Annotated in this window: 24 protein-coding genes, 2 tRNA genes and 1 pseudogene; all 27 read left to right on the forward strand. The window is 52.4% G+C overall.

Features of this window, described 5'->3' with window-relative positions; translation table 11 throughout:
- The first annotated feature begins 1 nt into the window (after position 1).
- The 27 genes and pseudogenes from IPH59_00455 to rpsC all read left to right on the forward strand — a co-directional run bounded on the left by IPH59_00455 (position 2) and on the right by rpsC (position 25,802).
- Positions 2-1,591 (forward strand): GldG family protein, encoded by a 1,590-nt coding sequence (locus tag IPH59_00455; protein ID MBK7090188.1) that lies wholly within the window; start codon positions 2-4, stop codon positions 1,589-1,591.
- The gene (locus IPH59_00460) at positions 1,588-2,637 is read left to right on the forward strand and encodes a DUF4340 domain-containing protein (GenBank protein ID MBK7090189.1); all 1,050 of its coding nucleotides are present in this window, start codon (positions 1,588-1,590) and stop codon (positions 2,635-2,637) included. Before IPH59_00455 ends, IPH59_00460 begins: the two co-directional genes overlap by 4 nt.
- A 7-nt stretch (positions 2,638-2,644) precedes the next feature.
- Positions 2,645-3,244 (forward strand): annotated as a pseudogene (gene nth / locus IPH59_00465) (endonuclease III).
- Between the two features lie 39 nt (positions 3,245-3,283).
- Positions 3,284-3,709, forward strand: coding sequence for a DUF1801 domain-containing protein (locus tag IPH59_00470; protein MBK7090190.1), 426 nt, complete (start codon positions 3,284-3,286; stop codon positions 3,707-3,709).
- Between the two features lie 716 nt (positions 3,710-4,425).
- Positions 4,426-4,498: transfer RNA gene (locus IPH59_00475), tRNA-Thr, on the forward strand.
- Between the two features lie 53 nt (positions 4,499-4,551).
- Entirely contained in the window at positions 4,552-5,766 is a 1,215-nt protein-coding gene (tuf, locus tag IPH59_00480) for an elongation factor Tu (protein ID MBK7090191.1), read from the forward strand.
- Between the two features lie 58 nt (positions 5,767-5,824).
- Positions 5,825-5,901, forward strand: a tRNA-Trp gene (locus IPH59_00485).
- 18 nt (positions 5,902-5,919) lie between these two features.
- Positions 5,920-6,114 carry a preprotein translocase subunit SecE gene (gene secE, locus IPH59_00490; protein MBK7090192.1) on the forward strand — a complete coding sequence of 65 codons (195 nt, stop codon included), beginning with the start codon at positions 5,920-5,922 and terminating at the stop codon, positions 6,112-6,114.
- The gene (gene nusG / locus IPH59_00495; GenBank protein MBK7090193.1) at positions 6,114-6,644 is read left to right on the forward strand and encodes a transcription termination/antitermination factor NusG; all 531 of its coding nucleotides are present in this window, start codon (positions 6,114-6,116) and stop codon (positions 6,642-6,644) included. Before secE ends, nusG begins: the two co-directional genes overlap by 1 nt.
- A gap of 14 nt (positions 6,645-6,658) precedes the next feature.
- Positions 6,659-7,084 carry a 50S ribosomal protein L11 gene (gene rplK / locus IPH59_00500; protein MBK7090194.1) on the forward strand — a complete coding sequence of 142 codons (426 nt, stop codon included), beginning with the start codon at positions 6,659-6,661 and terminating at the stop codon, positions 7,082-7,084.
- A gap of 3 nt (positions 7,085-7,087) precedes the next feature.
- Positions 7,088-7,798: a 50S ribosomal protein L1 gene (rplA, locus tag IPH59_00505; protein ID MBK7090195.1), complete on the forward strand. Its 711-nt coding sequence runs from the start codon at positions 7,088-7,090 to the stop codon at positions 7,796-7,798.
- Position 7,799: 1 nt separating this feature from the next.
- Positions 7,800-8,318: a 50S ribosomal protein L10 gene (locus tag IPH59_00510; GenBank protein ID MBK7090196.1), complete on the forward strand. Its 519-nt coding sequence runs from the start codon at positions 7,800-7,802 to the stop codon at positions 8,316-8,318.
- Positions 8,319-8,353: 35 nt separating this feature from the next.
- On the forward strand, positions 8,354-8,818 hold the full coding sequence (gene rplL, locus IPH59_00515) for a 50S ribosomal protein L7/L12 (GenBank protein MBK7090197.1): 465 nt from the start codon (positions 8,354-8,356) through the stop codon (positions 8,816-8,818).
- Between the two features lie 210 nt (positions 8,819-9,028).
- A complete protein-coding gene (gene rpoB / locus IPH59_00520) occupies positions 9,029-12,835 on the forward strand; it encodes a DNA-directed RNA polymerase subunit beta (protein ID MBK7090198.1) in 3,807 nt (1,268 codons plus the stop codon).
- 34 nt (positions 12,836-12,869) lie between these two features.
- Positions 12,870-16,988: a DNA-directed RNA polymerase subunit beta' gene (gene rpoC, locus IPH59_00525; protein MBK7090199.1), complete on the forward strand. Its 4,119-nt coding sequence runs from the start codon at positions 12,870-12,872 to the stop codon at positions 16,986-16,988.
- Between the two features lie 108 nt (positions 16,989-17,096).
- Complete coding sequence (locus IPH59_00530; protein ID MBK7090200.1) at positions 17,097-17,474, forward strand: 30S ribosomal protein S12; 378 nt, start codon at positions 17,097-17,099, stop codon at positions 17,472-17,474.
- Positions 17,475-17,498: 24 nt separating this feature from the next.
- The gene (gene rpsG / locus IPH59_00535; protein ID MBK7090201.1) at positions 17,499-17,969 is read left to right on the forward strand and encodes a 30S ribosomal protein S7; all 471 of its coding nucleotides are present in this window, start codon (positions 17,499-17,501) and stop codon (positions 17,967-17,969) included.
- A gap of 83 nt (positions 17,970-18,052) precedes the next feature.
- Positions 18,053-20,116, forward strand: coding sequence for an elongation factor G (gene fusA, locus IPH59_00540; GenBank protein MBK7090202.1), 2,064 nt, complete (start codon positions 18,053-18,055; stop codon positions 20,114-20,116).
- A 42-nt stretch (positions 20,117-20,158) separates the two neighbouring features.
- Positions 20,159-21,373: an elongation factor Tu gene (gene tuf, locus IPH59_00545; protein ID MBK7090203.1), complete on the forward strand. Its 1,215-nt coding sequence runs from the start codon at positions 20,159-20,161 to the stop codon at positions 21,371-21,373.
- 26 nt (positions 21,374-21,399) lie between these two features.
- The gene (gene rpsJ / locus IPH59_00550) at positions 21,400-21,714 is read left to right on the forward strand and encodes a 30S ribosomal protein S10 (protein ID MBK7090204.1); all 315 of its coding nucleotides are present in this window, start codon (positions 21,400-21,402) and stop codon (positions 21,712-21,714) included.
- A gap of 12 nt (positions 21,715-21,726) precedes the next feature.
- Positions 21,727-22,347, forward strand: coding sequence for a 50S ribosomal protein L3 (rplC, locus tag IPH59_00555; protein MBK7090205.1), 621 nt, complete (start codon positions 21,727-21,729; stop codon positions 22,345-22,347).
- Positions 22,348-22,349: 2 nt separating this feature from the next.
- Positions 22,350-22,979 carry a 50S ribosomal protein L4 gene (gene rplD, locus IPH59_00560; protein MBK7090206.1) on the forward strand — a complete coding sequence of 210 codons (630 nt, stop codon included), beginning with the start codon at positions 22,350-22,352 and terminating at the stop codon, positions 22,977-22,979.
- The gene (rplW, locus tag IPH59_00565; protein MBK7090207.1) at positions 22,976-23,269 is read left to right on the forward strand and encodes a 50S ribosomal protein L23; all 294 of its coding nucleotides are present in this window, start codon (positions 22,976-22,978) and stop codon (positions 23,267-23,269) included. The genes rplD and rplW overlap by 4 nt, the downstream gene beginning before the upstream one ends.
- A 51-nt stretch (positions 23,270-23,320) precedes the next feature.
- The gene (gene rplB / locus IPH59_00570; GenBank protein MBK7090208.1) at positions 23,321-24,142 is read left to right on the forward strand and encodes a 50S ribosomal protein L2; all 822 of its coding nucleotides are present in this window, start codon (positions 23,321-23,323) and stop codon (positions 24,140-24,142) included.
- 18 nt (positions 24,143-24,160) lie between these two features.
- Entirely contained in the window at positions 24,161-24,469 is a 309-nt protein-coding gene (gene rpsS / locus IPH59_00575; GenBank protein ID MBK7090209.1) for a 30S ribosomal protein S19, read from the forward strand.
- 19 nt (positions 24,470-24,488) lie between these two features.
- The gene (gene rplV / locus IPH59_00580) at positions 24,489-24,929 is read left to right on the forward strand and encodes a 50S ribosomal protein L22 (protein MBK7090210.1); all 441 of its coding nucleotides are present in this window, start codon (positions 24,489-24,491) and stop codon (positions 24,927-24,929) included.
- A gap of 12 nt (positions 24,930-24,941) precedes the next feature.
- Positions 24,942-25,802, forward strand: coding sequence for a 30S ribosomal protein S3 (gene rpsC / locus IPH59_00585; protein MBK7090211.1), 861 nt, complete (start codon positions 24,942-24,944; stop codon positions 25,800-25,802).
- Positions 25,803-25,836: the final 34 nt, after the last annotated feature.

Genomic DNA, 25,836 nt, shown 5'->3' on the forward strand with positions numbered 1-25,836 from the left:
AATGAAAAGAAAACTTGCAGCCACAGGGGTATCGGCGGTTGTCATTGTGATCGTGATACTTGTCGTGATCAACCTAATCTCGGTGAATGTGTTTGGACGGCTTGACCTCACAGAAGGCGACATTTTCTCGTTGAGCGAATCGTCGAAGGAGTTGGTACGTAATCTTGATGATCGCATAACAGTAAAGTGCTATTTCTCGGAGGACCTTGATCCGCCTTACAATGCGAACGCGCGGTATGTCAAAGATCAACTTGACGAGTACCGGTCGTACTCCGGCGGCAACCTGAGCTTCTCGTTTATCGATCCGATCAAGGAGAAGAAAGAACAGGAAGCGCAATCTTACCGGATTCCGGCAGTGCCGATGCAAACGCTTCGCCGCGACAAGATGGAGATCAAGCAGGTCTTCATGGGAATCGTGATTCTCTATGAAGACAAGCAGGAAGTCATTCCGGTGGTGCAGAACACTGCAACCCTGGAATATGAAATCACGCGTGCTATTCGCAAATTGACGAGTTCGGTTACGCCGAAGGTTGCTTTCACCGAAGGGCACGGCGAATTGGACTTGAAATCGAACATGACCTATGTCGATAAAGTGCTGGGTCAGGAGTTTGAAGTTCAGACGATTGATCTCAAGTCGACCAAGGTTGTTCCGGCGGATATCCAGACGATCTACGTCGTCGGTCCGCAGACGCCGTTCAGTCAGTGGGAATTGTATCAGCTTGATCAATTCCTGATGCGAGGCGGCAAGCTCGGATTGTTGATTGATCGAATTCAGGCAGAAATACAGCAAGGGTTTGCACAGCCGATGGATCCCGGTTTCGATGCGTTTCTCACCCACTTCGGAATAAACGTAAATTCCAATATGGTGATTGACGCGCAGTGCGCGCAAATCGCTGTTCAACAACAGCAGGGTCAATTCCGGTTTCAGAGTCTGAAAGAGTATCCGTTGTTCCCGCGCGTGACTGAGTTCTCGACGGAGAATCTTATAGTGAAGCAACTCGAGAGCATCAACCTCATCTTTGCCTCGACGCTTGATACGACTCGATTCCAATCGACGCCGTTGACATTTGAAGTGTTGGCGCGGACCTCAAAGAATAGCGGGATTCTTGTGCCTCCATATAATATAGATCCGATGCGCCAGTGGACGAAGGCGGATTTTGTCACACCGCCACAGCCGGTGGGTGTGGCGATTACAGGTAACTTCACGAGCTTCTTCGCCGGCAAACCGAAACCCGACATGGATACGATCATGGCCGACAATCTCGCGGCGATTCCGGAGACGCGGCTTGATTCGGGCGATCAGGGAAGAATGGTTGTCTGGGCGGATGCGGATTTCGTCAGCGACCAGGTTCTGCGCGATCAGTCGAATCTCATCATGTTTCAGAACATGACGGATTGGCTTTCGCAGGATCAGGGATTGATCTCGATTCGTTCGAAGGATGTGACCGCGCGTCCGCTTAAACAGACTGAGGACTCGACGCGCACGTTGGTGAAGTTTATCAATATCTTCTTGATGCCGGCGGTAGTGATCGTATTCGGTGTCGCGCGCTGGCAGATTCGTAAACAGAATCGGCGGAGACAGTTGATATGAACCGATCTCTGACAATACTTGGCGTAGCAGCCGCGGCATTGATCCTGATTCTTGTTTTGCTCAACCAAAGCGAGCGCCGAGCGTTGTCTCCTTACGTGGCAGCAAATTTCGTTGGCGCCGATTCAGGTGCAGTGAGCAAGATAGTGATTAAACGACTGGGCAACGAAGCGGTTCTCGAACGGACCGGCGACGGCTGGAATGTGATCGACGCCGGAACTCCACGACGTGCAGATAAGATGGTTGTAGAGCAGATCGCAAACTTGGCGCACAACCTGACGGTAGGGGAGATCATTTCCTCGAATGCCGAGAAGCAAATGCTTTTCCAAGTAGATACTCTTCTTGGTCACAAAGTGGAATTCTATCGCGACGGGCAGATGCTTGGAAATCTAATTGTCGGCAAGGCTGGCAGCGACATGAGGTCGACCTACGTGCGCAAGCCGGAGTCGAACGATGTCTATCTGGCGCAGGCATCACTCTCGCGATTGCTGGAGCGCCCGGCGCGCGGGTTCCGTGACAAGATCGTTGCGCCGCTGGATACTTCAACGATTGTGATGGTCGAGGTTGCCAGCAGCGAATTCAAGTATTCGATGGTCAAGGTCGATTCGATCTGGACAGTGATGTCCGGCGTTGAGCCGACATTTGTCGCGGATCACATGAAGGCGCTGCAGTTGGTGGGATTGCTTGGGAATTTGCGGGTCGCGGATTTTGTCCGCGATGCCGAACGCGATACGATTGACATGAGCGGGGCGGGCGATAAAGTGGTTGTCCAGACCAGAGGTGGCGAACAACTGACGTTAACATTGCGGAAGAAGACTGAAGGATCGCAGGACTATTATATCCGGTTCTCGACACTTCAAGAATTGTTCACGGTGTTTGAAGGCACGCGGAATAATTTGCTCAGGAAGGCGGAGGAGTACAAGCAGGGGTGGAGTGTAGAGGGCCGATGTGTGAAGGAGAAATGGCAGGTCTCCGCGCAGAGTGATTCCCCCTGCAGGGGTTGGGGAGATCTCGATAAGGAGACCTGCCCTACAAGTCTCCCAAGATGAAGGGTATTTGGATAAGAAGATAGCAGCGAAGTACGTCGAGATTCTCAAGCGGGAATATCCGGATGCGAAATGCTCGCTGAGTTTCGAGACTCCGTTGCAACTTGCAGTGGCGACGATTCTTTCGGCGCAGTCGACGGACGAGCGAGTGAACATGACGACGCCGACGCTGTTCAAGGAGTATCGCAGTGTGGACGATTTTGCCGAGGCGAAGCAATCAGACTTAGAAGACGCCATCAAGACGATTGGTCTTTATCGCGCCAAAGCGAAAAACATAGTCGCATTTGCGAAAAAGCTCCGTGATGAGTTTGGCGGCGACCTACCGGATACGATTGAACAACTGCAGACTCTACCGGGAGTAGGGCGCAAGACGGCGAATGTGATACAAGGAGTCCTTCGCGGCGACGGCAAAGCGGAAGGTATCGCGGTGGATACGCATGTCACGCGCTTGTCGTTTCGGCTGGGGTTGACCAAGCATACTGATCCGAAGAAGATTGAACACGATTTGCAGAAGTGGATAGACAAAAGCGAATGGGTGACATTTTCGCATTTATTGATATTGCATGGGCGAGCGGTGTGCAATGCAAGGAAGCCGAAATGCGGGGAGTGTGTGTTTGGAGGAGGTTTGTCCGAAGCGGGGGGTGGCCTCTTGACTACACAGGATGAAATCAAGAAGTACATTGAAAGCCAGCCTGAATCAAAACGCAGCGACATGCAAGCGTTGCACCGCGTCATTCTACAAGTAATGCCGGCATGTAGATTATGGTTCTTGGATGGCAAAAACAGCGAAGGTAAAACGGTCTCTAATCCGAATATCGGATATGGATTTCAGACCATGAAATATGCTGATGGAAAGACCAGAGATTTTTATCAAATCGGTATGAGCGCAAACACAACCGGAATCTCGATTTATATCCTTGGTGTTAAGGATAAGAAGTACTTAGCCGAGACATTTGGTAAGAAACTCGGCCAGGCGAGCGTGAGCGGATATTGCATTAAGTTTAAAACGCTGAAGGATATCAACATTGATGTGCTTGAAGCGGCAATTCGTTATGGGTTCGAGTTTTCGCACTAACTAGATTGCACCGACTGAAAATGAAAAAATCATTTGGGAAACAGGGTTTCCTGGTTTTTCCACAGCGTCCACATAGATGCCTTGTCCAGTTTCCACGCGAAAGAATTCACTTGATTTCGAGGGGAGAGATTAGTTATTAATCAACCCCAACGATTTGCGGGAGTAACTCAGTTGGTAGAGTCATCCCGCATCAAACGGGATTGGTCGCGGGTTAGAGCGACAATTGCGTAGGAAAAATTGATAGAACTCTGCGGGAGTAACTCAGTTGGTAGAGTCATCCCGCATCAAACGGGATTGGTCGCGGGTTAGAGCGACAATTGCGTAGGAAAAATTGATAGAACTTCTGCGGGAGTAACTCAGTTGGTAGAGTCATCCCGCTTCAAACGGGATTGGTCGCGGGTTAGCGACATTCCGTGAAAATTGATACAACGGAACTAGTTGGTAGAGTCATCCCGTCTAAGGCGGGATTGGTCGGCAGCTTCGAGTCCCGTCTTCCGCTTTTAAATCGAACCCGGACAAGTGTGGTATTTTCGGTGGGGCCGGTAGGTTGTTGGGGGCCAAAGTCTAATATTTTGTCAATCGCATCAAAAAAATAACCTTGACATAGAAATGTCCTTAAGTATAATGGCCGTCTATACTTTGGAGGGGTGTCGGCTTGCTATTGTCGCAAACTAATCCGAAGTTACACTTTTTGTTCAGCATGGGCGTGTTTTTTCGCCCACGTAGCTCAGTTGGTAGAGCACGTCCTTGGTAAGGACGAGGTCACCAGTTCGATCCTGGTCGTGGGCTATATATAGTAGTAATCAAGAATCGCTTTAATGTTCCGGAGGGAATGACTTACCATGGCGAAGGAGAAATTTGAACGGACGAAGCCGCACGTTAACGTGGGTACGATTGGTCACGTCGACCATGGGAAGACGACGTTAACAGCAGCGATCACGATGGTATTGTCTCGCGGCGATAAGGGAGTAGCGATTCGGTCGTTTGATTCGATCGACAACGCCCCGGAAGAACGCGAGCGCGGTATTACGATAGCGACAGCGCACGTAGAGTATTCGACGAAGAATCGTCACTATGCTCACGTTGACTGTCCGGGTCACGCGGACTATGTCAAGAACATGATCACCGGTGCGGCGCAGATGGATGGCGCGGTGTTGGTGGTATCAGCCGCCGATGGTCCGATGCCTCAGACGAGAGAGCATATCTTGCTTGCTCGCCAGGTTGGTGTACCGTTCATCGTGGTGTTCATGAACAAGTGCGACATGGTTGACGATCCGGAATTGCTTGATCTGGTTGAGCTGGAAGTACGCGATCTGTTGACGATGTACAAGTTCCCGGGCGATGTAACTCCGATCGTACGCGGTTCGGCTCTTCAGGCGATGACCCGCGGTTCGGATGCAACGGCGAAGTCCGATGATCCGGCGTTCAAGTGCATCTACGAATTGATGGAAGCCTTGGATACCTACATTCCGTTGCCGAAGCGTGAGACCGACAAGCCGTTCCTGATGCCGGTCGAAGACGTGTTCTCGATCACGGGTCGCGGCACGGTCGCTACCGGTCGTGTTGACCGCGGCGTGGTGAAGGTTGGCGACACGGTGGAACGCGTTGGTATCCGTCCGGAAACCAAGGCAGTGGTTGTCACTGGTGTTGAGATGTTCCGTAAGTTGATGGATCAGGCGCAGGCAGGCGATAATATCGGTCTGTTGTTGCGCGGTATGGATAAAGAAGAGATCGAACGCGGCATGGTGTTGGCTGCACCGAAGAGCATTACCCCGCACATGAAGTTCAAGGCGGAAGTCTACATTCTTTCGAAAGAAGAGGGTGGTCGTCATACGCCGTTCTTTAATGGCTATCGTCCGCAGTTCTATTTCCGCACGACGGACGTGACCGGTTCGGTGACGTTGCCAGCGGGTATTGAGATGGTGATGCCGGGCGACAACGTGCAGATGGTCGTTGAGTTGTTGACCCCGGTCGCTATGGAGAAGGAACTCCGTTTCGCAATTCGCGAAGGCGGTCGTACAGTCGGCGCCGGCGTAGTCTCGGAAATTATCGCGTAACTGTTTTTTGTGGAGATTGCTTCCTTCTATATAAGTAGTGGCAGTGGGAGACACGAGTAGGCCAGTAGCTCGAATTGGTAGAGCGCCGGTCTCCAAAACCGGATGTTGGGGGTTCGAATCCCTCCTGGCCTGCCAAAAAACTGATAGGGTAATATGAACCTTAGAGAAAAGATCGTAAATTATTACGAAGAGACAATTCTGGAACTGAAGAAGGTTTCCTGGCCGACCAAGGCAGAGATCAAAGGTTCTACTATTGTTGTTATTATCACGTCCATCGTTCTCGCGGTGTTCACCTTTGGTGTGGATAGTGCGCTTAGCTGGGTAACGCGGACAATGTTGGGATCGTGATGGCAAAACACTGGTACGCAGTACATACCTATTCCGGTCAGGAGCAGAAGGCGAAACGCCACTTGGAGAAGATGATCATAGGTGAGAGTCTTCAAGACAAGTTCGGCGAAATCCTGATACCGACGGAAGAGGTAACGGAAATGAAGCAGGGCAAACGGTCGACATCGACCAAGAAGTTCCTGCCGTCGTATCTTCTGATTGAAGTCGAATTAGACAAAATCATGGAGCAGAAAATAGTCGGCACGCCGGGGATCACGAATTTTGTCGGATCCGCAGGCAAGCCGACGGCGTTGCGACGCGACGAGGTTGACCGGATGGTCGGGAAGATGGATTCCCGCCGCGAGGTTGAACTCGATGAAGTACCGTGGCATGCCGGTGATCAGGTGAAAGTTATCGATGGTCCGTTCTCGGATTTCTCGGGATTCATTTCCGAGATAAATGTAGAGCGGAAAAAAGTAAAAGTAATGGTCTCCATCTTCGGACGTCCGACTCCGGTGGAGTTGGACTTCCTGCAAATTGAGTCGGTCTAAGAGGAGTTTTTGTCGTGGCAAAGAAAATAGCGGGATTTATTAAGTTGCAAATCACTGCGGGCAACGCGACCCCGGCGCCGCCCGTGGGTCCGGCTCTGGGCCAAAAAGGCGTGAACATTATGGAGTTCTGCAAGGCGTTTAATGCGCGGACGCAGGAACAAGCGGGAATGATTATTCCAGTGGTCATCACCGTTTACTCTGATAAGAGTTTTTCTTTTATCACCAAGACGCCGCCGGCGGCTGTGCTTCTGATTAAAGCTGCCAAGGTCCAAAAGGGTTCCGGCCAACCGAATCGTGACAAGGTTGGCAAAGTGACGCAACAGGCAATTCGGGAGATCGCTCAACTAAAAATGCAGGACTTGAATGCTGCTTCCGTCGAGACTGCAATGAGTATGATCGCTGGCACCGCCCGCAGCATGGGACTGGAAGTGGAGAAGTAATCAATGAGGCACGGTAAGAAGTATAGAGCGGCCAGTGAGAAGCTCGGCACTCAGAGCAATCTGACGCTGGAGCAGGCCGTTAAATTCATAAAGGAGAACGCCAAAGCCAAGTTCGACGAAACAGTCGAAATGGCAGTGCGTCTCGGAGTGGATCCCAAGCAGGCGGATCAGATGATTCGCGGCACGGTGTCGCTTCCGAATGGAACCGGCAAGAAGGTCCGCGTTCTGGTAATCGCCAAGGAAGAAAAGCTTGAGGAAGCTCGCGGCGCCGGAGCTGATTTTGCAGGGAATGACGAATTCCTGGAAAAGCTCAAGGGCGGCTGGGCTGAGATCGATGTCATTGTCTGTACACCGGACATGATGGGCAAGCTTGGACCGCTCGGAAAGGTGCTTGGACCGAAGGGTCTGATGCCGAATCCGAAAGCAGGCACAGTTACCGCAGACGTCGCAAAGGCCGTCAAAGAAATTAAAGCCGGTAAGATCGAATACCGTGTCGACAAGACCGGAAATGTCGGAGTACCGATCGGCAAAGCGTCATTTACTGAAGAAGCCCTTGTGCAGAACGCCTCTACGATTATGGAAGCGATTATCAAAGCGCGTCCGGCGTCAGCCAAAGGCACTTATCTGAAGAATGTTGCGATGAGTTCAACAATGGGAGTTGGCATTAAGATTTCCACCGCCGATTTGATGACTCGTTCGAAGGGAGAGCATTAAAATGCCAAATCAAGAAAACATCGAGAAAGTCGCGGCGTTAACCGAGACGTTTAAGGCTGCCAAGTGTGTCGCGGTGGCTAATTATACCGGACTAACTGTTGAGAAGGCGACGAAGTTGCGCAGTGATCTGCGTGCTCGTCAATTCAAATATGTAGTGGCGAAGAACACGCTGCTGAAAATTGCGGCGAAAGATGCCGGTTTTGACGGGCTTGATTCGTTCCTAAAGGGACAATCAGCTGTCGCATTCGGCACCGATGACCCGGGTGCTCTCGCGAAGATTCTGTTCGATTTCGGCAAAGAAGCGAAGACGCTTGAAGTTCGCGCATTCTATGTTGAAGGCAAGGTCTTCAGTGGAGCCGATGTTGAGCGTATTGCCAAGCTGCCGAGCCGCGATGTTCTGGCTTCGCAGTTGATCGGCAATTTGAATGCGCCGATCTCGTCGTTCGTTGGCACGCTTGACGGAGTCATCCGCAAGTTTGTTGGTACGCTCGACGCGATGAAAGAGAAGATAGCTAATTAACTTATCATAGTTTGCCCACGGCCAACGTTTGGTTGATGCCCAGGCGACCGATCGTGCTTACGCACTCGCGGTTGGCGGTCCGAAGTAGGCAACAGAATTCAGTAAGGAGTAGAGAAGTGTCAGAGAAACTTGAGAAACTGGTAGAAGACATTGCCGGACTTACGGTCATGGAACTGTCTGATTTGTCTACCAAGTTACAGGATAAGTTCGGCGTCAGCGCGGCCATGCCGATGATGGCAGGTCCGATGATGGGTGGCGGCGGTGCAGCAACAGAGGCCGCAGCAGAGAAAACCGAATTCAATGTTGTTCTTATTTCCGCAGGCGACAAGAAGATTCAAGTTATTAAAGTAGTCCGCGAGTTGACGGGCCTTGGTCTCAAGGAAGCCAAGGACTTAGTCGATGGCGCGCCCGCGAATGTTAAAGAAGGTATCTCCAAAGACGAAGCGATGAAAGTCAAGGAGAAGCTGGAAGAGCAGGGCGCTCAGGTGGACGTCAAGTAATTAAGGCGCAAGACATTAAGACCCGGTCCAACAGGCGGTCGGGTCTTTCGCATCTTGGGTTGTCGGGAACTTCCTAACGCCTGAGATGTTTTTCTATTTTTACAGCGCTTTGGGTTACGATGCCCCGCTGATGGTAATTTCGGAATAGTAATCAGGCTTGAAAGCAAAATTCAGAGTTGACAGCATCAAGCTTTAAAGGAGAGTGAGCTCTTGGCCAAGATATCGACTCTTGACCGGCGTTCATACGCCAAACTAAGTTTCGAGGCAGAGATGCCGAACCTCCTCGCGATCCAATTGGAGTCATTCGAAGAATTTCTCCAGGCGGATATCCCGTCCGAGAAGCGCAAGCATATCGGGCTGCAGCGAGTGTTCACCGAGATCTTTCCGGTTTCAGACATCCGTGAGAACTACCTGGTGGAGTTTGTCCGATATTCAATCGGCAAGCCACGGTATTCGATTCATGAATGTCAAGATCGGAACATGACGTATGCGGTACCGCTGAAAGCGACGCTACGACTGATCTCGTATGAACAGAATGAGGATGAGGCGGGTGTAAGGGATCTAAAGAAGAAGAACGAGACGAAGAAGGTTAAGGACGTCATTGAGAACGATGTGTTTCTCGGTGAATTCCCGCTTATTACGGATCAGGGAACCTTCATCATAAACGGCTCCGAACGAGTCATAGTGAGTCAGCTCCATCGTTCGCCGGGCGTGTTCTTCGACGACGAAATCCATCCCAACGGCAAGCGCCTGTACGCAGCGCGCATTATCCCGTATCGCGGCAGTTGGGTCGAGATTAATCTCGACGTCAATGATATTATGTATGTATCCTCCGATGGACGCAAGAAACTGCCGGTAACGACGTTCTTACGCGCGCTTGGATACTCTACTGATGAAGACATACTGAAGCTATTCTACGAATTCGACACCGTTTCAATTTCGAGCCGTTCCTATGCCAAGGCGCAGGGCAAGCTGTCAGCCCAGACCGTGGTGGATCAGGAGTCAGGTGAAGTGCTGGTGTCGGCGTCCGAAGAAATCACCGAAGCTGTAGCGCTTAAGCTGGTGGAAGCGGGAATCAAGGAAATCAAGATTCTCAAGACGGACATTGCCAAGGATATTCGTGTCATCGGCAATACCTTCAAAAAGGACGTCACCAAGTCCACCGAAGAAGCGCTTGCCAAGATTCATGCCATGGTTCGCCCGGGTGAAGCACTCACGCCGGAAATCGCCGCCAATGTCATGGAGAAAATGTTCTTTGACGCCAAGCGTTGCGATCTGGCCGAGGTTGGCCGCTTCATGCTCAATCAGCGTTTGAAGCTGGACGAGCCGCCGACGCAAAATGCGCTGACGCCGAAAGACTTCATAAAGATTATTGACTACCTTGCCAAGCTGCGCAACAGCGAAGGTGGTATTGACGATATTGATCATCTCGGCAACCGCCGCACCCGTACGGTCGGCGAACTGCTTGAGAATTTGTTCTCGGTTGGTTTGTCTCGTGTCGCGCGCACAATTCGTGAGCGCCTTTCACTTAAGGACACCGACAAAGTTGCGCCGCACGAACTGATTAATGCCCGCACCGTTTCTTCGGTGGTGGATACATTCTTCGGATCGTCGCAGTTGTCGCAATTTATGGATCAGACAAATCCGCTGGCGGAACTGACCCACAAGCGCCGTCTCTCGGCACTTGGACCAGGCGGTTTGACGCGCGAACGTGCAGGCTTCGAAGTCCGCGACGTGCATCACACGCACTACGGTCGAATTTGTCCGATTGAAACGCCGGAAGGACCGAACATCGGTCTTATTGCTTCGCTTGCAACTTATGCGCGAATCAATCATCTGGGATTCCTTGAGACCCCGTACCGGAAAGTCAATCACGGCAAAGTCACCGATCAGATTCTGTACCTGACCGCGAACGAAGAAGACAATTACTATATCGCGCAGGCGAACGAACCATTTGGTGCCGACGGTAAGTTTGTGCACGATATCATTACGTGCCGCTTCCGTTCCGACTATCCGCAAGTCGAGCCCAAGAAGATCGAATACGCTGACGTTAGCCCGAAGCAGTTGGTTTCGGTAGCGGCGTCGCTAATTCCGTTCCTTGAGCACGACGACGCCAACCGCGCATTGATGGGCTCAAACATGCAACGCCAGGCTGTACCGCTTCTGGTTACCGATCCGCCGTTTATCGGCACCGGTATGGAAGGCAAGGCGGCGCGCGATTCCGGCGCCGTGTTGGTTACTAAGGTAGCAGGCGTGGTAACCGAAGCTGATGCCGACCATGTGACGATACAGCCCGATGCCAAGATCAAGGGCGATGAGCTCGGCTTCGTCGAGCCGGTGACGTACCCGTTGATCAAGTTCAAGCGCTCGAATCAAGACACTTGCATTAACTATCGTCCGATTGTCGATGTCGGCGAACGTGTTAATCCGGGTGATGCGATTGCCGACGGGCCGGGAGTGCACGGCGGCGAACTTGCGCTTGGTTATAACGCGCTGGTGGCTTTCATGCCGTGGCGCGGGTACAACTTCGAAGACGCTATTATCGTCAACGAGCAGCTGGTACAGCGCGATATCTTTACGTCAATTCACATTGAAGAATATGAACTCCAAGTCAGAGACACGAAGCGCGGAGCTGAAGAAATCACCCGCGAAATTCCGAACGTCTCTGAAGAAGAGCTGTCGCATCTCGACGATATCGGTATTGTCAAAACCGGCACTGAAGTCGAAGCGGGCGATGTTCTCGTCGGCAAAGTAACGCCGAAAGGTGAAACTGAATTGTCGCCGGAAGAAAGACTCTTGCGGGCAATCTTCGGGGAGAAAGCGGCCGATGTCCGTGATGCTTCCTTGAAAGCGCCGCCAGGGTTGAAGGGCATTGTCATCGACACGAAGATCTTCTCACGCAAAGAACGCTCAGAAGAAGCGAAGAAGCGCGAGAAGGGCGAGTCGGCAGCAATCAAAAAGAAACTTGGCGACCAAATCAAGCAAATCAAAGCGCACTTGATTGAGCGCTTAGAGACAGTGCTTGAGGGTGCAACGTCAAAGACGCTTAAGCACGCCGAAGAGGGAACTATCCTTCTGCGCGCCGGTCAGAAGTACAAAGAAGGCACCTTGGCGGAAGTCGACGTGTTGGCTTGTATCTGGCAGGACGGCGTATGCTCGGATCCGAAGCTGGACAAGAAGGCGCTGAGCATTATCAGTGAAGCTGACAGACTGGTGAAGGATCGTGAAGAGCGGCTCGAGATCGAGTTGGATAAGATTCAACGCGGCAGCGAGTTGCCCCCGGGTGTTAAGCAGTTGGTCAAGGTCAAGATTGCCATTCGCCGCAAATTGTCGGTGGGTGACAAGATGGCCGGACGCCACGGAAACAAGGGTGTTATTGCGAAGATTGTTCCGGCGGAAGATATGCCATACACCGCTGAAGGAACACCGGTCGATATCATTCTTAACCCACTCGGCGTTCCGTCACGTATGAACGTTGGGCAGATTCTCGAAACGCATCTCGGTTGGGCTGCGAAGACGATGAATATGCCGATCGCTACTCCGGTATTTGACGGCGCGAGCATCGACGAAATCAAAGCGGAACTCAAGAAGGCGAACTTGCCGATCAGCGGCAAGACGCTCCTTTATGATGGCAAGACTGGTGAAGCGTTTGATAACGAAATCACCGTCGGTGTCATTTACATGTTGAAGCTGTCGCATCTTGTCGACGACAAGATTCACGCTCGTTCGATCGGGCCTTACTCGCTTGTTACCCAGCAGCCGTTGGGTGGTAAAGCGCAGTTCGGCGGTCAGCGTTTTGGAGAAATGGAAGTCTGGGCGCTGGAAGCTTATGGCGCCGCCTACGCTCTGCAGGAAATGCTGACAGTCAAGTCGGACGACGTCGTCGGACGTTCCAAGGTGTATGAAGCGATCGTCAAGGGTGAAAATCCCCCCGAACCCGGCGTTCCCGAGTCGTTCAACGTACTCGTGAAAGAATTGCGGAGCTTGGGTCTCGATGTTGAGTTGGTCGAGAAATGATAAGGATAATTATTGAAGCGAAGGAGGTATCCAGGTGGTCGATTTTTCGGTAAAACAACAGAAGCGACCCTCGGACTTTACCGCGATTAAGATACAATTGGCATCGCCGGAAGTGATCTTGTCATGGTCCTACGGTGAAGTCACCAAACCTGAGACGATCAATTACCGGTCGTTTAAGCCGGAACGCGATGGTTTGTTCTGCGAGCGTATTTTCGGTCCTGTCAAGGACTGGGAATGCTCGTGCGGCAAGTACAAGCGTATCCGCTTCCGCGGTATTGTTTGCGATCGTTGCGGTGTGGAAGTGACGCAAGCCAAGGTCCGGCGCGATCGGATGGGTCATATCGACCTGGTCGTGCCGGTTTCGCACATTTGGTATTTTAAGTCGTTGCCTTCGCGCATCGGCTATTTGCTGGATCTTTCGGTCCGCGATCTCGAAAAGATTCTCTATTACGAGAACTATGTGGTCGTGGATCCGGGCAATACCTCCTATAAGGAGAAGGACATTATTACGGAAGAGGAGTTCCAGGAACTGGAATCCTCGAACAAGCAGTTTGACGCGAAGATGGGTGCCGAAGCAATTCAGGCGCTGCTGAAGCGTGTCGATATCGAAGAGCTGTCAATCTCGCTGCGCGCGCAGGTCAAAGTTGAGACCTCGGTACAACGCAAGAAAGACACGCTCAAGAGACTGCGCGTTATAGAAGCTTTCCGTCAGTCCAACAACCGTCCCGAGTGGATGGTAATGACGCGTATTCCGGTGATTCCTCCGGATCTTCGTCCGTTGGTGCCGTTGGAAGGCGGACGCTTTGCGACCTCGGATCTTAACGATCTCTATCGCCGCGTCATCAATCGTAGTTACCGGCTGAAGAAGCTGATCGAAGTCCGCGCCCCCGAGGTGATTTTGCGCAATGAAAAGCGCATGCTTCAGGAAGCCGTGGATGCTTTGTTCGACAATGGCCGCCGCACCAATTCGGTTCGCGGCGATTCCAAGCGTCCGCTGAAATCGCTGTCCGACTTGCTCAAGGGCAAGCAGGGCCGATTCCGTCAGAACTTGCTTGGAAAGCGTGTTGACTATTCAGGCCGTTCAGTAATCGTTGTCGGTCCGGAGTTAAAGCTGCACCAGTGCGGCCTTCCGAAGACAATGGCGCTGGAGCTCTTCAAGCCGTTCATCATCATGAAGCTGGAAGAGAAGGGCTATGTTCAGACAGTTAAGTCGGCCAAAAAATTGGTCGAGCGTGAGCGCCCGGAAGTGTGGGATATTCTCGAAGAGATTATCGCTGATCATCCGGTAATGCTCAACCGTGCACCTACGCTGCATCGTCTCGGTATTCAGGCGTTCTATCCGGTGCTAGTGGAAGGAAAGGCAATTCGTCTTCATCCGCTGGTTTGCGCCGCTTTCAACGCCGACTTCGACGGCGACCAGATGGCTGTGCACGTACCGCTGTCGTTTGAAGCGCAGCTTGAAGCGCGTATCCTGATGTTGTCGGTTAATAACATTCTGCTTCCGTCAAACGGTCGTCCGGTGGCAACACCGTCGCAGGACATCGTTATCGGCATTCACTATGTGACCAAGGAAAGAGCCAACGTCAAAGGTGATGGCATGCGGTTCTCGTCAATGGACGAAGTGCTGTATGCGCATTCGCAGAAGATGATTGACTTACATGCGAAGATCAAGGTGGAGCACGAAGGCACGATTCTCGAAACGACAACCGGCCGCGTTATCTTCTATCAGATCTTCCCGAAGGGGATGACTTTCTTCAACAAAGTTGCCACGAAGAAGAATCTTGAGGAGTTGGTCCTTGCGGCACATGCCAAGCTCGGATCAGTTCGGACTGCCGATTTCCTCGACAAGCTCAAGACGCTCGGATTCGAATACGCAACTTTGGGTGGAATCACCGTCGGTATCGACGACTTGACCATTCCCAAGAAGAAGAAAGAACTGGTAGCACAGGCCGAAAAGGAAGTCGCGAAAATTTTGCGCGACTACGAGAAGGGTGTTATCACCAATAGCGAACGATATAACAAGGTAATCGATACCTGGACGCGGACGACAAACGAAGTCGCCGACGAGATGTTCCGCAATCTGTCTTTGGAGCGCGAAGGGTTTAATCCGGTCTATATGATGGCGGGATCAGGCGCTCGTTCTTCGAAGGACCAGATTCGTCAGCTTGCCGGTATGCGCGGACTGATGGCTAAGCCGCAGAAGCGCATGACAGGTCAGGTCGGTGAAATTATTGAATCGCCGATTATCGCGAACTTCCGCGAAGGCTTGAACGTGCTCGAGTACTTCATCAGTACGCACGGAGCGCGCAAGGGTCTGGCGGATACGGCATTGAAAACGGCCGACGCCGGATATCTGACGCGTCGTCTGGTCGACGTTGCCCAGGACGTGATTATCAATGAGCATGACTGCGGCACAGTCCGTGGTTTGCATATCTCCGCGTTGAAAGACGGAGAAGAAGTGATCGAATCGCTGCAGGATCGTCTTATCGGTCGTGTGGCGTTGGAAGATGTTTATGACACAATCCAGACCGATCGCATTCTCGTCTCAGCCGGAAACGAAATTGATGAAGAAGCCGCCAAGGCGATTGAAGAGTCAGGCACGGAGTCGGTTTACATTCGCTCGGTGTTGACTTGCGAATCGCGCCGCGGTGTCTGCGCTTTGTGTTATGGACGTAATCTGGCGACCAACCAGATGGTTCAGCTTGGCGAAGCAGCCGGCGTAATTGCCGCGCAGTCAATCGGTGAACCGGGAACGCAGCTGACGCTGCGAACCTTCCACATCGGCGGTACGGCAGCGCGTATTACGGAGCAGTCATCTGTAGTTGCGAAAGCCGACGGTCACGTGGAGTTTGAAGATATCCGCACAATCGAGCGCGAAGACGGCAATATCATCGTGGTTAGCCGCGATGGTAAAGTGAAGTTGTTCGACGCCGATGGCCGCGTGCGCGCTACATACAATGTGCCGTATGCAGCTACGTTGCGGGTAGCGGACAAACAAAAAGTATTCAAAGTCGACACGAATCGCTCGGTTGAAGAAGAAGATAAGAAGGAGCGCGGTTCCGTTATTTTCGAATGGGAACCGTATACCAACGAAATCGTCTCGGAAGTCGGCGGCACGATTCAATATGAAGACATTGTCGAAAACGTTTCGATGCGCGAAGAGCTGGACGAAATCACAGGCTTGATGAAGCTGGTGATGATCGAACAGCGCGAAAAGACGCTCTTGCCGAAGATCAACGTTGTTGATAAAGCAGGTAAGAGAAAAGCGTCGTACTCGATTCCGACTGGTGCATACCTGGAAGTTCGCAACGAAGATCAGATCACACCGGGTACGGTGGTGGCGAAGATTCCGCGCGATATTTCCAAGACCCGCGACATCACGGGCGGTTTACCGCGAGTAGCGGAGCTGTTCGAAGTGCGCAAGCCGCGCGACCCCGCGGTGGTTACGGAAATCGATGGTATCATTGAGTATGGCAAGATTATCCGCGGTAACACGCAGATTTTTGTCAAGTCTGATGATGGCGACGTAAGCGAATATTTGGTTCCGCACGGCAAGCACATGCGCGTTCACTCCGGTGACCGCGTGAAAGCCGGCGACCGACTTTGCGAAGGCGCAATCGATCCGCATGATATGCTCAAGATTCTTGGACCGGATGCGGTGCAGGAATACTTGGTGAATGAAATCCAGGAAGTCTACCGTCTGCAGGGCGTGAAAATCAACGACAAGCACTTTGAAGTGATTGTCCGCCAGATGTTGCAGAAGGTACAAGTCGATGAAGTTGGCGACACCAACTTCCTTGAAGGCGAGAAAGTCGACAAGAACCGATTCCGCATTGACAACGAAAGAGTCATGGCGGAAGGCGGCGAAGCGGCCACATCGCGCGACTTGCTCTTGGGTATTACTCGTGCGTCACTCTCGACGGAGAGCTTCATTTCCGCAGCGTCATTCCAGGAAACCACCAAGGTTTTGACGGAAGCGGCGGTTGCCGGGAAGGAAGATTATCTCCAGGGATTGAAGGAAAATGTCATTATTGGTCGATTAATTCCGGCGGGAACGGGTATGGATTTCTACCGGAATCTTGAGATCGCAGATGATGACGAAAGTCAAGGCGAAGGCACAGAGGAAGCGGAAATTCTCCAAGAAAACGCTTGACAGTCTTAGCCGGGGCTGATATAATATGAGTCTTATTTTAAGGCGTTTTTGCGTCTGATAGAAACCGACGCCCCCTCACCGGGGCGTCGACTTTGAGAGAGGATTAGTTTGCCGACGATCAATCAGTTAATTCGCAAAGGCAGAACGAGAGTTCTGTACAAGACGAATACTCCCGCGCTCAAGAGTTCACCGCAGAAGCGCGGCGTGTGTACCCGCGTATACACTTCAACGCCCAAGAAGCCGAATTCGGCTTTGCGGAAGGTGGCTCGTGTCCGTCTGACGAATCAGATGGAAGTAACGGCGTACATCCCGGGTGTTGGTCACAATTTGCAAGAACACTCGATCGTGCTGATTCGCGGCGGTCGTGTCAAGGATCTTCCAGGTGTGCGGTATCATATTGTTCGCGGCACCATGGACGCCTCGGGTGTGGAAAATCGTAAACGCAGCCGTTCGAAGTACGGCGCGAAAAAACCATCAGGCAAGTAGTTTGACAGAGGAGTAGAGGAGTAGATGCCAAGAAAAAAAGCCGCGGAGAAGCGGCCCCGCAAACCGGATCCGATGTATGGTGACGTCGTCATTTCGCAGTTCATCAATTGTTTGATGAGTAAGGGAAAGAAGTCGACCGCGGAAGGCATCTTGTATGGCTGTCTCGATATTATCGAGTCAAAGCATAATCAGAAGGGGCTGGAAGTCTTCTACAAGGCAATCAACAATGTCAAGCCCGTCTTAGAAGTGAAATCTCGCCGCGTTGGTGGCGCTACGTATCAGGTGCCCGTTGAGGTGTCGCCCGATCGTCGCACTGCGCTGGCTTTCCGCTGGCTCATTGGATACGCTCGTGAGCGTTCCGAAAAGACTATGGCAGAGCGCCTCGCCTCTGAATTCCTGGCCGCCTCGAAGAATGAAGGCGCCTCGATCAAGAAGCGCGAGGACACGCATCGAATGGCGGAAGCCAACAAGGCGTTCGCTCATTTCCGCTGGTAGAGTTAGCTGGTTAAAGTCTCCTCTGAAAAGGGTAATAGGTGCGCGTTTTCAGTGGAGGCATTTTTGTCTAATTTGTGGGAGTTATGGATCTTAATAAACTAAGAAATATCGGCATCATGGCACACATCGATGCCGGCAAGACAACGACAACCGAGCGCATCTTGTTTTACACCGGAAAGAGCCATCGGATGGGCGAAGTGCATGAAGGCGCCGCCACGATGGACTGGATGGAGCAGGAGAAAGAGCGCGGCATTACGATTACGTCTGCCGCGACGACGTGTCACTGGAACGGCCATCAGATTAATATCATCGATACGCCGGGTCACGTTGACTTCACTGCCGAGGTTGAGCGCAGTTTGCGCGTACTTGATGGCGCAGTCGCATTGTTCTGCGCTGTTGGCGGTGTGGAGCCGCAGTCGGAAACCGTTTGGCGTCAAGCCGATAAATACGGTGTTCCGCGTATTGCTTATATCAACAAGATGGATCGCATTGGCGCTTCGTTTGAGAAGGCGCTTGGTATGATGGAGGATCGTCTCCATTCGCATTTCATTCCGGTTCAAGTCCCGGCAGGCGAAGGTGAGTTGTTCACCGCGGTTATAGACTTGATCACCATGACATTCAGAGTCTACCATGAAGAGTCTTCGGGTATGACTTTTGACGATATTGCAGTTCCCGAATCATTGATGCCGATTGCGCGTAAGTGGCGCGAAAAGATGCTTGAGGCTGTTGCCGATTATGATGATCATCTCTTGGAGATGTTCCTCGCCGGTGACGAACCTCCGGTTGCGCAAGTCAAGGCGGCACTTCGGAAAGCTACTATTGATTGCAAGGTAACGCCGGTTCTTGTAGGATCGTCGTTTAAGAACAAAGGCGTGCAGAAGTTGCTCGATGCTATTGTCGACTTCCTGCCGTCACCGGCAGATCTTAAGCCGGTCGAAGGTCATCATCCCCGTAACGACAAAGTGGAGATCCGTAGTTCGGATCCGAGCGCACCGTTTGCGGCACTGGCTTTCAAGATCATGTCCGACCCGCACGTCGGTAAATTGACCTATTTCCGGGTTTACTCGGGTTCGGTCAAGGCCGGCAGTGCTGTTCTCAACGCGAGTCGGGACAAAAAAGAACGTATTTCGCGTCTATTGCTGATGCATGCTAATCGCCGCCAGGACCTTGAAGTGGCCACGGCTGGCGATATTGTTGCTGCAATCGGCCTTAAGAATACAACGACCGGTAACACAATCTGTGATCCGGATCATCCGATTCTGCTCGAAGTGATGAAATTCCCGGCGCCGGTGGTTTCGGTGGCAATTGAGCCGAAGACCAAAGCTGACCTGGACAAGCTGGGCGAGTCGCTGCAGAAGTTGGCAGAAGAAGATCCGACATTCCGTGTCGAGTCGAATGAAGAAACCGGCCAAACCATTATTTCCGGTATGGGCGAGCTTCATCTTGAAATCATCGTCGATCGTTTGCTGCGCGAGTTCAAGGTGCAGGCAAATGTCGGTAGCCCGCGTGTGGCTTACCGCGAGACGATTACCCTGTCAGTTACGGCTGAAGGCAAGTTTGTTCGCCAGTCGGGTGGCCGTGGTCAATATGGTCACGTGGTTATGGAATTTGAGCCGCTTCATGACGGCACTGAATTTAAGTTCGAAGATAAGGTCATCGGCGGTACGGTGCCGCGCGAATACATTAATTCGGTTGAACATGGCGTCAAGGATGCCATGTCATCGGGTGTCGTCGCCGGTTATCCGGTGGTCGGTATTCTGGCTCGACTGGTTGACGGTTCTTATCATGAAGTTGATTCGTCGGATATTGCGTTCAAGATTGCGGGTTCGATGGCATTCCAGGAGGCCTGTCGCAAGGCCAAGCCGGTTTTGCTTGAGCCAATCATGGAGGTTGAAGTTGTACTTCCAAATGAGTATCTTGGCGATGTGATGGGAGACTTACAGTCTCGCCGTGCGAGCATCAAGGGCATCAACAGCCGTCCGGATGGACAGGTGTTGAATGCTGCGGTGCCGTTGGCGGAGATGTTTGGATATGCAACGCGCTTGCGGAGTTTGAGTCAGGGACGCGCCATCTATACGATGCAGTTCGCTTCATACTCGCCGGTGCCGGAATCGATTATTAAGAAGCTCGATTTCGCAAAAGCTTAGATATGAATTGCTGTTTGAAATATTTGGAGGATTGAAGCTACCATGGCGAAGGAGAAATTTGAACGGACGAAGCCGCACGTTAACGTGGGTACGATTGGTCACGTCGACCATGGGAAGACGACGTTAACAGCAGCGATCACGATGGTATTGTCTCGCGGCGATAAGGGAGTAGCGATTCGGTCGTTTGATTCGATCGACAACGCCCCGGAAGAACGCGAGCGCGGTATTACGATAGCGACAGCGCACGTAGAGTATTCGACGAAGAATCGTCACTATGCTCACGTTGACTGTCCGGGTCACGCGGACTATGTCAAGAACATGATCACCGGTGCGGCGCAGATGGATGGCGCGGTGTTGGTGGTATCAGCCGCCGATGGTCCGATGCCTCAGACGAGAGAGCATATCTTGCTTGCTCGCCAGGTTGGTGTACCGTTCATCGTGGTGTTCATGAACAAGTGCGACATGGTTGACGATCCGGAATTGCTTGATCTGGTTGAGCTGGAAGTACGCGATCTGTTGACGATGTACAAGTTCCCGGGCGATGTAACTCCGATCGTACGCGGTTCGGCTCTTCAGGCGATGACCCGCGGTTCGGATGCAACGGCGAAGTCCGATGATCCGGCGTTCAAGTGCATCTACGAATTGATGGAAGCCTTGGATACCTACATTCCGTTGCCGAAGCGTGAGACCGACAAGCCGTTCCTGATGCCGGTCGAAGACGTGTTCTCGATCACGGGTCGCGGCACGGTCGCTACCGGTCGTGTTGACCGCGGCGTGGTGAAGGTTGGCGACACGGTGGAACGCGTTGGTATCCGTCCGGAAACCAAGGCAGTGGTTGTCACCGGTGTTGAAATGTTCCGTAAGTTGATGGATCAGGCGCAGGCAGGCGATAACATCGGATTGTTGTTGCGCGGTATGGATAAAGAAGAAATTGAACGCGGCATGGTGTTGGCTGCACCGAAGAGCATTACCCCGCATATGAAGTTCAAGGCGGAAGTCTACATTCTTTCGAAAGAAGAGGGTGGTCGTCATACGCCGTTCTTTAATGGCTATCGTCCGCAGTTCTATTTCCGGACGACGGACGTGACCGGTTCGGTGACGTTGCCAGCGGGTATTGAGATGGTCATGCCAGGCGACAACGTCCAGATGGTCGTTGAGTTGTTGACCCCGGTCGCTATGGAGAAGGAACTCCGTTTCGCAATTCGCGAAGGCGGTCGTACAGTCGGCGCCGGCGTTGTCTCGGAAATCATCGAGTAATTAAGAAAGCAGATAGGTAAATAAGAATGGCTCTTCCGGGACAGAAAATCAGAATTCGCTTAAAAGCGTTTGATCACTATTCGCTTGATAAGTCGACGAAGGAGATCGCCCGTACCGTACTCCGTACCGGAGCACGGATTGCCGGACCGATTCCGCTTCCGACGAAGCGTACCGTTTATACGGTTCTGCGTTCGCCGCATGTCGACAAAAAATCGCGCGAACAATTTGAGACGCGAATTCACAAGCGTTTGATAGATATTTACGAGTCCACACCGCAGACAGTCGATGCTTTGATGAAGCTTGATCTGCCGGCTGGAGTGGATGTGGAGATTAAGGTTTAAGGGAGTCGCACGATGAAGGCGTTGCTTACAAGAAAAGTTGGAATGACGCGCATATTCTCGGAGAACGGTGCGGCTTACGCTGTGACACTCCTTGATGCCAGCCCCAATGTCGTGGTCCAAGTCAAGACCAAAGACAAGGAAGGCTACGACGCGGTACAGGTTGGTTTCGGTTCACGCCGTGCCAAGAATGTTTCCAAGCCGGTACTCGGACATTTGAAAAAGGCCGGTCTTCAGCCGTTCGCCAAGTTGGGCGAAATTCGGGTTGAGACTCTGGAAGGTGTTACGGTTGGCCAGGAAATCAAGGCTGACATATTCAAAGTTGGCGAAGTGGTAGATGTCATCGGAACGAGCAAGGGTCTCGGATTCCAGGGCGTTGTCCGTCGCCACAACTTCGCCGGCGGTCCGCAAACTCACGGTCAGTCTGATCGTCTGCGCGCTCCCGGTTCCGTAGGCGCTTCGTCCTATCCTTCGCGTACCTTCAAGGGTCAGCGGATGGCGGGACGCATGGGCGGCGATCGCATCACGCTGAAGAACATGAAGATCATGCTGGTCGACATGGAGCATAACGTGATCGGAATTGCCGGCGCCATCCCGGGCAAGAATAACAGCTTCGTTAGAATTAGGAAGAAATAGGCATGGCTAAGGCGAAAGTATACACTCTGGAAGGCAAGCAGGCCGGCGAGCAAGCATTGAATGACAATGTTTTTGCAGCCGAGGCCAAGCCGTTTGCGACACACCAGAACGTCAAGGTCTATCTGGCCAATCAGCGCCAGGGAACACATTCGACGCTGACGCGTGCCGAGGTTTCCGGCGGCGGTATCAAGCCGTTCAAGCAGAAGGGCACCGGTCGTGCTCGTGCAGGTACCAACACCTCGCCGCTTTGGCCCGGTGGCGGTATCGTATTTGGACCGAAGCCGCGTGATTACCGGATGGCGATTCCCAAGAAAATGCGTCGCAACGCGATCAAGACAGCTCTGTCGGCCAAAGCCGCCGAAGAGCGTGTTATCGTAGTCGACAAGTTGAATCTTGACAAGCCGCAGACGAAGGCGATTGCGAAGATGCTTGCGGAAATGAAAGTGAACGGACAGAAGGTCCTGTTCCTGAATTCCGGAATCGACCGCAATCTCGAATTGTCGGTTCGCAACATCGCAAAGTTGACTTACAAGCGCGCATCCTTGATGAGCGCCTATGATATCATTCATGCGGATTATCTTGTGATGACCCAGGCAGGTCTCAAGGAATGCGAGGAGGTCTGGGGTAAATGAAGGATCCAAGAAAAGTAATCAAGACGCTGTTGATCAGCGAGAAGTCGCTTCTGGCGCGCCAGAAGAATAACGGCTACGTCTTCGAAGTCGCCAAGGATGCGAACAAGATCGATGTCAAGCTGGCGATTGAGAAGTTGTACAGTGTTAAAGTGACCAAAGTGACGACACAGAATAATCCTTCCAAGGAAAGACGTGTCGGTCGCCATCATCCCGGTTATACCAACGAGTGGAAGAAGGCCGTAGTCACCTTGGCGAAGGACCAGACGATTCAGGAGTTCGAAACAATCTAAAGCCGCGGCCACAACAGCGACGAGGCGGCATTTTTTTAGGATAGAGTAATTATGGGAATCAAAAGTTTCAAACCGCATACTCCCGGACGTCGGCACATGACGGTCTCCACATTCGAGGAGATCACGACCGACAAGCCGGAGAAGTCGCTTCTTGAGCCGCTGCGTAAATCAGGCGGACGTAACAATCTTGGCCGTGTCACCGCGTTTTGTCGCGGCGGCGGTCACAAGCGCGCTTACCGCGTGATTGATTTCAAGCGCGACAAGCGCGACATTCCAGCCACGGTAGCGACGATTGAATATGATCCGAATCGCTCGGCGAATATTGCTTTGTTGCATTATGCCGATGGCGAAAAGCGTTACATCATTGCTCCGGACGGTCTGCAAGTTGGTGCGAAAATCATTTCGAGCGAGAATGCAGATATCAAACCGGGTAATGCATTGCCGATCGAAAAGATTCCGCCGGGCACATTCATCAATTGCGTTGAATTGATTTCCGGACGCGGCGCCAAAATGGGTCGCGCTGCCGGAACAATCATTCAATTGATGGTGAAGGAGGGCGACTTTGCCCACCTGAAGCTGCCTTCCGGCGAAGTTCGTCTGGTGCGGTTGAATTGCTTCGCCACGATTGGACAAGTTGGCAACATTGAACATGATTCGATTTCGTTGGGTAAAGCCGGCCGTAGCCGTTGGATGGGTCGCAAGCCTTCAGTTCGCGGCGTGGCGATGAACCCGGTTGACCATCCGATGGGCGGCGGCGAAGGCCGTTCGTCTGGCGGTCGTCACCCTTGCTCGCCCTGGGGATTGAAGTCCAAGGGTAAGAAGACACGCAAGTCGAAGAATTCTGATAAGTTGATTATTAAGCGGAGAAAGTAAGAGGAGAGTGGTAAACTAATGGCTCGTTCGTTGAAAAAAGGACCATTTATCGATGACCATCTGATGAAGAAGGTCAACGCTCTGAATTCCACCGGCGAAAAGAAGGTTGTCAAGACCTGGTCGCGCCGCTCTACGATTTCTCCGGAATTTGTCGGGCACACGCTCGCAATTCATAATGGCAATAAATTCATCCCGGTTTACGTGACCGAAAACATGGTGGGACATAAGCTCGGAGAGTTTGCGCCGACGCGCACATTCCGCGGGCACTCCGGCCAAAAATTGACCGAGAAAACCACCAAGGTCGCTGCTGCGCCGGCCACTAAGTAGGCGAGGGATATCGATGTTTCTGGAAGCAACAGCCAAAGCGCGCTTTTTGCGCATGTCCGCCCGCAAGGTCCGCTTAGTAGCTGATCTCGTGCGTGGAATGAAGGTCGACAAAGCGATCTCGGCCCTTGATTTCGTTCAGAAGTCTGCTGCCGAGCCGATTCGCAGCGTCGTCAAATCAGCCGCAGCCAATGCGATAAGCACAGTGGGAACTTCGCGGCTTAAGCCGGAAGATCTTACCATTGCAACGATTTTCGTTGATGGTGGACCGGCATACAAGCGTTATCGCGCCGCCTCAATGGGACGCGCCACGCCGATCAAACATCGTTTGTGTCATATTACGGTTATCGTTTCCGGTGAAGCTCGTGAAGAGCGCCGCAAAGGCAAGGCGAAAGCTGGAGCCGCGGCTGCCGGTAAGGAAACCAAAGACACTAAAGAAGCTAAATCAGATAGTAAGGAATAGAGGAGAGTAAAGTTGGGTCAGAAAACTCATCCAGTCGGATTAAGACTGGGAATCATTCGCGGCTGGAACTCCAAGTGGTTCGCTCAACGCAATTTTGCCGACCTGGTCGCTTCCGATCTTAAGATCAAGCGCTATGTCACCCAGCGCCTCGAAAACGCGGGATTGGCAAACATCGAAATTCTTCGCGACCCGAAGAAGGTCACTATCGACATTCACACTTCGCGTCCGGGCATTGTCATCGGCCGCAAAGGCATTGAAGTCGATAAACTGCGTGAGGAGCTGCGTCTACTGGCCAACACCGAGATTACTCTCAATATTATTGAAGTCAAGAAGCCCGAGCTTTCAGCCCGGTTGGTAGCTGATTCGATCGCCCGCCAGTTGGAAGGCCGTATCAGTTTCCGCCGTGCCATGAAGAAGGCTATTGGAGCGACGATGAAGATGGGCGCCGAGGGGATTAAGGTCCAATGCGGCGGTCGTTTAGGCGGTGCTGAAATTGCACGCACTGAAAAGTACAAAGATGGTCGTATTCCTCTTCATACTTTGAGAGCAGATATTGATTATTCGACTTCAACTGCCCATACGGCTTATGGCTGTATCGGCGTGAAGGTTTGGATTTGTCGCGGCGAGATTCTCGACCGCTTTGCCGAACCGGTCAAGCGTCCGGAAGATCAGCAGCAGAATCAGCAGGGCGAGCGCCCGCGTTTCCGTGATGATCGCGGTGGCCGTGGTGGAGACCGCGGTGGAGATCGTGGACGTCGCGGCGGCGGTGGCGGAGGCGGCGGACAGCATCAGCAGCGCGGCCGGATTCGCAAGCCGGGTGGCGGTGGTGGAGCCGGAGGCGGCGGCGACAGAGGGCCTCAACAGGCACAGTAATTGGTTAAGAAATGACTTGCGGACAGAGAGTTCC

This window comes from bacterium, assembly GCA_016708315.1.
Lineage (GTDB): Bacteria > Zixibacteria > MSB-5A5 > CAIYYT01 > CAIYYT01 > JADJGC01.

What these genes read in the sequence shown, in the direction of transcription:
- IPH59_00455 (MBK7090188.1), top strand. Translation starts at nt 2, where the DNA reads ATGAAAAGAAAACTTGCAGCCACAGGGGTATCGGCGGTTGTCATTGTG.
- IPH59_00460 (MBK7090189.1), top strand. Translation starts at nt 1,588, where the DNA reads ATGAACCGATCTCTGACAATACTTGGCGTAGCAGCCGCGGCATTGATC.
- tuf (MBK7090191.1), top strand. Translation starts at nt 4,552, where the DNA reads ATGGCGAAGGAGAAATTTGAACGGACGAAGCCGCACGTTAACGTGGGT.
- secE (MBK7090192.1), top strand. Translation starts at nt 5,920, where the DNA reads ATGAACCTTAGAGAAAAGATCGTAAATTATTACGAAGAGACAATTCTG.
- nusG (MBK7090193.1), top strand. Translation starts at nt 6,114, where the DNA reads ATGGCAAAACACTGGTACGCAGTACATACCTATTCCGGTCAGGAGCAG.
- rplA (MBK7090195.1), top strand. Translation starts at nt 7,088, where the DNA reads ATGAGGCACGGTAAGAAGTATAGAGCGGCCAGTGAGAAGCTCGGCACT.
- IPH59_00510 (MBK7090196.1), top strand. Translation starts at nt 7,800, where the DNA reads ATGCCAAATCAAGAAAACATCGAGAAAGTCGCGGCGTTAACCGAGACG.
- rplL (MBK7090197.1), top strand. Translation starts at nt 8,354, where the DNA reads ATGCCCAGGCGACCGATCGTGCTTACGCACTCGCGGTTGGCGGTCCGA.
- rpsG (MBK7090201.1), top strand. Translation starts at nt 17,499, where the DNA reads ATGCCAAGAAAAAAAGCCGCGGAGAAGCGGCCCCGCAAACCGGATCCG.
- fusA (MBK7090202.1), top strand. Translation starts at nt 18,053, where the DNA reads ATGGATCTTAATAAACTAAGAAATATCGGCATCATGGCACACATCGAT.
- tuf (MBK7090203.1), top strand. Translation starts at nt 20,159, where the DNA reads ATGGCGAAGGAGAAATTTGAACGGACGAAGCCGCACGTTAACGTGGGT.
- rpsJ (MBK7090204.1), top strand. Translation starts at nt 21,400, where the DNA reads ATGGCTCTTCCGGGACAGAAAATCAGAATTCGCTTAAAAGCGTTTGAT.
- rplC (MBK7090205.1), top strand. Translation starts at nt 21,727, where the DNA reads ATGAAGGCGTTGCTTACAAGAAAAGTTGGAATGACGCGCATATTCTCG.
- rplD (MBK7090206.1), top strand. Translation starts at nt 22,350, where the DNA reads ATGGCTAAGGCGAAAGTATACACTCTGGAAGGCAAGCAGGCCGGCGAG.
- rplW (MBK7090207.1), top strand. Translation starts at nt 22,976, where the DNA reads ATGAAGGATCCAAGAAAAGTAATCAAGACGCTGTTGATCAGCGAGAAG.
- rplB (MBK7090208.1), top strand. Translation starts at nt 23,321, where the DNA reads ATGGGAATCAAAAGTTTCAAACCGCATACTCCCGGACGTCGGCACATG.
- rpsS (MBK7090209.1), top strand. Translation starts at nt 24,161, where the DNA reads ATGGCTCGTTCGTTGAAAAAAGGACCATTTATCGATGACCATCTGATG.